Raw genomic sequence first — 1,751 nt, forward strand, 5'->3', positions numbered from 1 at the left:
CCGCTTCGACAAACGCGGCTACCTGTTCACCGGCACCATCACCATCACTGTCCTGCTCATCTGGCTACGCACCTGATCCGAGAAACAGGCCCTAGCGGCTCGTCGGGTTCTGACTGGCGTCCTAGCGTCTAGCGGCGCGCGGACGGCCCGGCCGGAACCGGCTCGCAGGCCGCGGCGCGCCCCTTGAATGCCAGGGCGCTGACCGTCTCAGTGGGGTGCCTCACAGACCCGTGCCTGAGACCAACGCATACGGACGGTGAGGTTCCCCCGGTAGCACGGACAGCTGGGGTGAGATGGGTCAGGCGGTCGTGGCCGAGGCGCGGTGTCGTTCCTCGTAGTCCACCGGACTCAGCATTCCAAGGCTGGAATGCCTTCTGGATGGGTTGTACCAGCACTCGATCCATTTAAACACCGCAGCTGCGAGCTCGGCTCTTGTTTGCCATTTCCTGGTGTCGAGGAGTTCGAGCTGCATCGAGCTCCAGAACGACTCCATCATGGCATTGTCGTAGCAGTCGCCGACCGTGCCCATCGGGCCGAGCAGACCTGCGGCACGGAGCCGCTTCCCGAACGTCCAGGAAGTGAACTGAGCGCCATGGTCTGAATGCAGGATCGTGGCATCCTTTGCGGGTTTTCTGCGGGCGACTGCGGCGGCCATCGCATCGACCACGAGTTTGGTGGTCTGGCGGATGTCGATGGAATGGCCGATGATGCGGCGGGAGAAGCAGTCCAGCACGGCCGCGCAGTACAGCTTCCCCTCGTCGGTCGGATGCTCGGTGATGTCGGTGACCCACAGCACGTCGGGCGCCTGGACGTCGAAGGCTCGCTTGACCAGGTCCTCCTCGGTCGGTTCGTTGACCAGGTTGCGGCGCCCCTTGCGCCGGTAGACCCCTGGATCCCGGCTTCGCGCATCAGCCGCTCGACTCGTTTACGGCTCACCTGCTCGCCCCGTCCGAGTGTCAGCTCGGCCAGCGGCTGGTCAGCCTGTTGGGTTCGCTGCGGCCCGGGGGCACGCTGCGCGCGGGAGGGGGGGCCAGCCAGCAGATCAGTTCTGGTTACGGGTACGAGGCTGGTACGGCCCCGTGACCAGGTGCTTCCCGTCACGTGAGGGGCTGATCCGGTTCCTCCAGCCCATCGACTGCTGGTTGGCCTCCTCGGCGCTGGAGCCTTGTGCCCTCATCTCGGCATTGATCTCCATGCTGACCCGCGAGTCGCGGGTGGGCTCATCGGGCTTAGAGGTCGTAACAGAATCAGTGGGCGAGGCGTCGCCGGCAGATGATGGCTGCGGCGAGGGTCATGAACGCTTCGTGGATGTCGTCGCGGATTTCCCAGCGGATGCGTAGGCGGCGGAACCAGTGCAGCAGGGCGATGGTGCGCTCGACGACGTAGCGGTGGACGCCCAGCCCGGACCCGTGCGGGGCGCCGCGGCGGGCGATGACCCGGTTTGATGCCCTTGGCCCACACCAGGCGCCGGTACTTGTCGTGGTCGTAGCCGCGGTCGGCCAGCAGCCGCCCGGGTCTTCGCCGAGGCCGGCCGACCCGGCCCCGGACGGGCGGCACCGCCTCCAGCAGCGGCATCAACTGTGTGACGTCGCCCGCGGTTGCCGCCGGTCAGCGACACCGCGAGCGGGGTGCCGTGGCCGTCGGTCAGCAGGTGGTGTTTGGAGCCCGGCCGGCCGCGGTCGACCGGGCTCGGCCCGGTTTTGGGCCGCCCTGGCGAGCGGCGGGGAGGGACAGAGGGGGCCAAACGGCGG

2 pseudogenes are annotated in these 1,751 nt (G+C 67.7%); both read right to left on the bottom strand.

The features are described 5' to 3' along the window. Positions 1-298: 298 nt before the first annotated feature. Positions 299-871: pseudogene (locus AB0C84_RS46085) on the bottom strand (IS3 family transposase); the annotation flags it as partial. Positions 872-1,247: 376 nt separating this feature from the next. Next, a pseudogene (locus tag AB0C84_RS46090) lies at positions 1,248-1,751 on the bottom strand (IS5 family transposase); the annotation flags it as partial.

The sequence above is a fragment of the Actinomadura sp. NPDC048955 genome, from assembly GCF_040649435.1.
Taxonomy (GTDB): Bacteria; Actinomycetota; Actinomycetes; order Streptosporangiales; family Streptosporangiaceae; genus Spirillospora; species Spirillospora luteofluorescens.